Annotated in this window: 3 protein-coding genes and 1 rRNA gene; all 4 read right to left on the bottom strand. The window is 42.7% G+C overall.

What is annotated here, in order from left to right:
• Positions 1-449 (bottom strand): 16S ribosomal RNA (locus tag HRU23_05480); the annotation flags it as partial.
• Between the two features lie 550 nt (positions 450-999).
• Positions 1,000-2,427, bottom strand: coding sequence for a cytochrome c oxidase accessory protein CcoG (gene ccoG, locus HRU23_05475; protein ID NRA53576.1), 1,428 nt, complete (start codon positions 2,425-2,427; stop codon positions 1,000-1,002).
• Positions 2,428-2,848: 421 nt separating this feature from the next.
• On the bottom strand, positions 2,849-4,681 hold the full coding sequence (gene glmS, locus HRU23_05470; protein ID NRA53575.1) for a glutamine--fructose-6-phosphate transaminase (isomerizing): 1,833 nt from the start codon (positions 4,679-4,681) through the stop codon (positions 2,849-2,851).
• A 15-nt stretch (positions 4,682-4,696) separates the two neighbouring features.
• On the bottom strand, positions 4,697-6,058 hold the full coding sequence (gene glmU, locus HRU23_05465; protein NRA53574.1) for a bifunctional UDP-N-acetylglucosamine diphosphorylase/glucosamine-1-phosphate N-acetyltransferase GlmU: 1,362 nt from the start codon (positions 6,056-6,058) through the stop codon (positions 4,697-4,699).
• Between the last annotated feature and the right edge of the window lie 107 nt (positions 6,059-6,165).

The following is a 6,165-nucleotide window of genomic DNA, read 5'->3' as shown; positions in this document are numbered from 1 at the left end:
CTCGCTGAAAGTACTTTACAACCCGAAGGCCTTCTTCATACACGCGGCATGGCTGCATCAGACTTTCGTCCATTGTGCAATATTCCCCACTGCTGCCTCCCGTAGGAGTCTGGACCGTGTCTCAGTTCCAGTGTGGCTGATCATCCTCTCAAACCAGCTAGGGATCGTTGCCTTGGTGAGCCTTTACCTCACCAACTAGCTAATCCCACTTGGGCACATCCAATCGCGAAAGGCTCCGAAGAGTCCCCTTCTTTCCCCCTCAGGGCGTATGCGGTATTAGCTATCGTTTCCAATAGTTGTCCCCCACGACTGGGCAGTTTCCCAAGCATTACTCACCCGTCCGCCGCTCGTCAGCAGAGTAGCAAGCTACTCTCTGTTACCGCTCGACTTGCATGTGTTAGGCCTGCCGCCAGCGTTCAATCTGAGCCATGATCAAACTCTTCAATTAAATTTGATTTTTACGTTCGTTAGAACGACTCAATGAATACTAGCTTAACCTCTACTCTTAATTCGAAAATCAATCGTAGTGTTACGCTTTTCATAACTTGAACTATTTCTAGTTCTAGTGTGAACATATTCAATAAGTATTTTTCGATACTTACGTCAAATGCCCACACAGTTTATTTGAATACTAATTGTTAAAGAACGTTTTAACTCAAACACCTTGTGGTGCGAGTAGCGCTTCAAACCCTGTGGTTCGTTGCGTTGGGATGCGTATAATACGACATCCAATTTCGAAGTCAACAACTAAATTTATTCATTTCAAAAGAAAGTCACAAATCGTTATTTCATTCTCTAAGCCGCTTGGTAACTCGCTTGTTAGCTTGTTGCCCCGTCTCAGTGGTTGCGCATTATAGGGAGTTATGAGCTGCATGCAACCCCTTTTTAAACAATAACAACCGACCGTTCAAAAAACCAACCAACAGGGTGTATTTCAAACAGAAAAACGAAAAAACCAGCTAATTAAGCTGGTTTTTCGTCGTTCAGTAATACCTGACGTTATATTTCATTAAAAAAGCGACTTGTTTCCTCTAAATGAATTCCCTCACCATTACTTAGTTTCGCGTCGATAACAAACTGGATGTCACTGACATTGCGCTTTAATAAATAAGGATCTACCGCAATACTAATAGGTAAGGTATAAATCTCGCCGGCATGTACGGTTATTGTCTGTGGCCCTTGCCATAGGTATTCTTCCAGCCCAGTTAAACTTAGGTTGTATGTTAGCGATTGCTCAGTTTTATTTAACAGCTTTAAGGTATATACATTTTCAACCAAACCATCGGCACTAATACGGTATAGCTGCCCACGATCTCGTATTATATCCAGCTTAGCGGGATCTATAGTAAATAAGGCATAAGTAAATGCAATGCACATAATAACGAGCGCCACTGCATAGCCTATTAGCTTAGGCCTAACAATATGAGTCTTGGTTCCTTCTAGTTGCTGCTCGGTCGTGTAACTTATCAGTTTTTTCTCATAACCCATTTTGGTCATCACATCATCACATGCATCAACACAGGCACCACAGTTTATGCATTCATATTGTAAACCGTCACGGATATCAATACCGGTTGGGCACACCTGAACACAAAGGTTGCAATCAATACAGTCTCCTAAACCAAGTTGCTTGGGATCTTTTTTACGTGGACGCGGCCCTCTTGATTCCCCTCTTGTCGCATCGTATGCCACAGTAAAGGTATCTTTATCGAACATAGCCGATTGAAATCGGGCATAAGGGCACATATGCAAGCACATAATCTCTCGCATCCACCCTGCATTACCATAGGTACAAAATGCAAAGAAACAAACCCAAAAACTTATTACCCCGCCAGCCTGAAATGTTAAGAAGCTAACAAAGACCTCTTGGGCAGGCACAAAGAATGCAAGGAAGGTTAACGCGGTTATAAATGAAAGTACCAACCATACCCCGTGCTTAAGCGATTTCTTCCACAGTTTTTCCAGCGTCCAGGATTGTTGATCTAACTTTTTACGTTTATTAGCTGAGCCTTCAATTTTTTCCTCAAACCAGATAAAGATAAATGTCCAAATTGTTTGGGGGCACGTAAAGCCACACCATACCCTGCCAATAAATGTAGTAATCAAAAATAACGCGAAAGCCGCTATCATCAAAAGTACCGCCAATAACACTAAGTCTTGCGGCCAAATGATTAAACCAAATATTTGAAATTTCTGTTCCGCCAAATCAAACAACACTGCTTGGCGACCGTTATATTGAAGCCATGGCAGCATGAAGAAACCCAACATTAAGATCCAGTTTAGGCGCTGACGGATGGTAGAAAAAAAACCTTTAACGGCTCTGACATAGATTTTTGTACCAACCTGTTTAGGCTGTGCTGGCTTTTTATTACGCTGAGGGCTGATCTTATCTGGTTCAACAATTTTAACGTCGATTCTGTCATTCATCGAAACTATCCTAAATTATCATTATCAATTAACTGAAATTACTCACGTGGCAATTATGGTCTAAAACTAGCGGGATTAATTGATTTGAATTATCTAACTAACAAAATTATGCCACAGTGCAGCATATAAGGCAGGAATATTAGGGGAAACGAATAAAAAAACACGCCACAAAACTGAAGTGATTATCATTGTTATTTAGAAGAGTAAGGTTGAGCGAATTTATTAAATGATTACCTATAATAAGCACCAAGTTCACTAGTAATGTCTAATAATAAAGAAGGCAGAATATAACGGGGGGGTAGTGGCAAGCTCGCTTAGTTCAGCGCCTCGATTTAGCCGATAAAATTAACACCGACGTAAAGGCCTAAATATTTCAACCAGAGCAAGCCAATCCTGATGGCTTACTCTGGTTGAAGTTAGCTTATTCTACGGTAACAGATTTAGCTAAGTTTCTTGGCTGATCGACATCAGTACCTTTGATTATAGCGACATAGTACGAGAGTAATTGTAATGGAATGGTATACAAAATTGGCGCCACGATTTCATCGACTGCTGGTACATCAATCACCCGCATCGTTTCATCACCAGCAAACTGGCTTGCACTGTCGGCAAAGACATAAAGAATGCCACCGCGAGCACGAACTTCTTCAACATTTGATTGCAGCTTCTCGAGTAACTCATTGTTCGGCGCAACGACAATAATCGGCATGTCAGCATCGATCAAGGCTAATGGACCGTGCTTTAACTCGCCGGCTGCATAAGCTTCGGCATGAATATATGAAATCTCTTTGAGCTTAAGCGCGCCTTCCATCGCTATTGGGTATTGATCGCCACGACCAAGAAATAACGAATGCTGCTTATCAGCAAACTCTGGCGCTAATGCTTCAATTGAGCCGCTTAACGATAAGCTTTCTTCAAGCTTAGCTGGCAATGAGTTAAGGGCTGCAACAATAGCCTGCTGTTTTTCACTGCTCATTCCACGCTTTTGGCCAATAGCTAACACCATCATTAGCAATCCAACTAGCTGAGTGGTAAATGCTTTCGTTGAAGCTACGCCTATTTCAGTACCCGCTTTAGTCATAAAGGCTAAATCAGATTCACGTACTAATGATGATCCGTCAACATTACACAAGACCAGCGAAGACATATAACCTAGCTCTTGTGCTAAGCGTAATGCTGCCAGTGTATCGGCGGTTTCACCCGACTGAGAAATAGTCACTAACAAGCTATTAGTGTGGACAAATGAACGGCGGTATCTAAATTCAGAGGCTATTTCGACATTACACGAAATACCCGCAAGATCTTCCAACCAATAGCGAGCAACCATTGCCGCATGGTAACTGGTGCCACAGGCAATAATTTGAACATGTTCAACGTCATCAAACACTTTTGAAGATCCGGCACCAAAAGTATCTTCAACCACGACACCATCGACCAGACGACCCGCCAAAGTATTTCGGACACTTTGTGGCTGCTCATAAATTTCTTTAAGCATGTAATGGCGATATTCGCCTTTACCATCGGACTCAACAGAAATGTCTGTCACTTTAGCTACACGCTCAACCGCATTGCCATCGCTGTCTAAAACATTAATTTCAAAACGAGTGATTTCAGCAACATCGCCTTCTTCTAGATACATGAAGTTATGTGTTACTGGCAACAAGGCGCGTAGGTCTGAAGCAATAAAGTTTTCACCAATGCCTAAGCCAATCACTAACGGACTGCCAGATCGCGCAACGACCAAGCGCTCAGGATCATTACAATCCATAATAACCGTACCGTAAGCACCACGGACCATCTTAGTGGTCAGCTGTACCGCGGCTAACAAACTGTCAGCGGTTTTGTTATTTTCAGCAATTAAGTGAGCCAACACCTCAGTGTCGGTATCAGATGTAAAGACATAACCTTTGGCTTTTAGCTCGGTACGTAATTCATGATGATTTTCAATTATGCCGTTATGCACAATGATTAAATCATTACCGGAAGCATGCGGGTGAGCATTTGCTTCGGTAACCCCACCATGAGTGGCCCAACGAGTATGCGCAATGCCGGTACCGCCACTAACATTATGCCCTTTTACTTTATCAACTAAACTTTGTACCTTACCAACGCTGCGAACACGCTCAAACTGGTTAGGCCCAGATAATACTGCTAATCCAGCTGAGTCGTAGCCGCGATATTCTAATCTTTGTAAGCCTTGTAACAGAATTTCACTAACATCACGTTGCGCCACAGCGCCAACAATTCCACACATATTTAATGTTCCTTATTATTTTTTCTTCTGGGGACGAACCCAATTTTTTATATGACGTTGTTTAACGCGTGTTATCACCAGCTCATTATCAGCCACTTCGCTAGTAATCGTCGCGCCAGCGCCGATAGTAGCACCAGCACCTATTTTGACTGGGGCAACCAGCTGGGTATCAGAACCAATAAAGGCATTATCACCGATTTCAGTCAGGTGTTTATTAGCGCCATCATAATTACACGTAATAGTACCAGCACCTATATTTACGTTAACACCGATAATTGAATCGCCGAGATAAGCTAAATGCCCTGCTTTTGAGCCCTTACCAAGTTTGACCTTTTTCATCTCAACAAAATTGCCAACATGCGAATCATCACTCATTTGAGTACCTGGGCGCAACCGAGCAAACGGCCCGACAGAACAGCCGCTACCAATAATTGAATCTTCAATAATTGAGTTTGGTTTTATTTCAGAGTTAGCCGCAACGGTACAATTTTTAAGAATACAATTAGCGCCAATCACGACATTATCACCCAGAGTAACTTTACCTTGGGCAATAAAGTTAACATCTATCTCAACGTCTTGACCAATAATGATTTCACCACGAATATCGATTCTGGCCGGATCACGCAATGTTGCACCGGCAATCATTAATGCTTGCGCTTGCTGCAATTGATAAGCCCGTTCGAGCTGAGCTAATTGCATTTTATTGTTAACGCCCTCTACTTCAACGGTTGAAGCGGGATGAGCTGCAATAATCTGCTTACCCTGTTGATGAGCCATCGCAATAATATCTGTCAGATAATATTCTTGCTGCGCATTATCATTGCCTAAATTAGCCAGCCAATGTTTCAAATCAACAGCGTCTGCGACCAAAATACCCGTATTAACTTCGCTAATACTTAACTGCTGTGGTGTAGCATCTTTTTGCTCGACAATGCCAACGATCTCGCCGTCGGTACGTACAATGCGACCGTAACCGGTAGGATCAGGCAATGCAACAGTCAGTAAACCGATACCACCTAGTGGTTGAACAGCGATTAAACGCTGTAGCGTCTCAGTACTAATTAAAGGGACATCACCATACAAAATTAGCACTTTACCGCTGTCAGGTAACATTGGCATCGCTTGGGCAACTGCGTGACCGGTACCTAATTGCTCTGCTTGCAAAACCCAGCTGACATCACGATGTGCTAGCGTTTGCTGAATAAGATCACCGCCATGGCCATAAACTAATTGCGTACTAGCGACGTCCAAGCCAGCGGTTGCGTCAATAACATGCTCAACCATAGGTTTTTCGGCAATATGGTGCAGAACCTTTGGCAAAGATGAACGCATTCGAGTGCCCTTACCAGCGGCCAAAATAACAAGATGTAATTCCATAGATATGTCGTTAATTTTTTTGAGGAAACTATATTGTAGTCAATATCCGCAACGGAGTCGAGTTAGGGTGACAGTAGAGCAATAATATCCTTAATAAAGAGATGCGA

This window comes from Gammaproteobacteria bacterium (genome assembly GCA_013214945.1).
Taxonomy (GTDB): Bacteria; Pseudomonadota; Gammaproteobacteria; order Enterobacterales; family Psychrobiaceae; genus Psychrobium.
The sequence above is the reverse complement of the archived record's forward strand: the minus strand, read 5'-3'. Positions and strand labels throughout refer to the sequence as shown.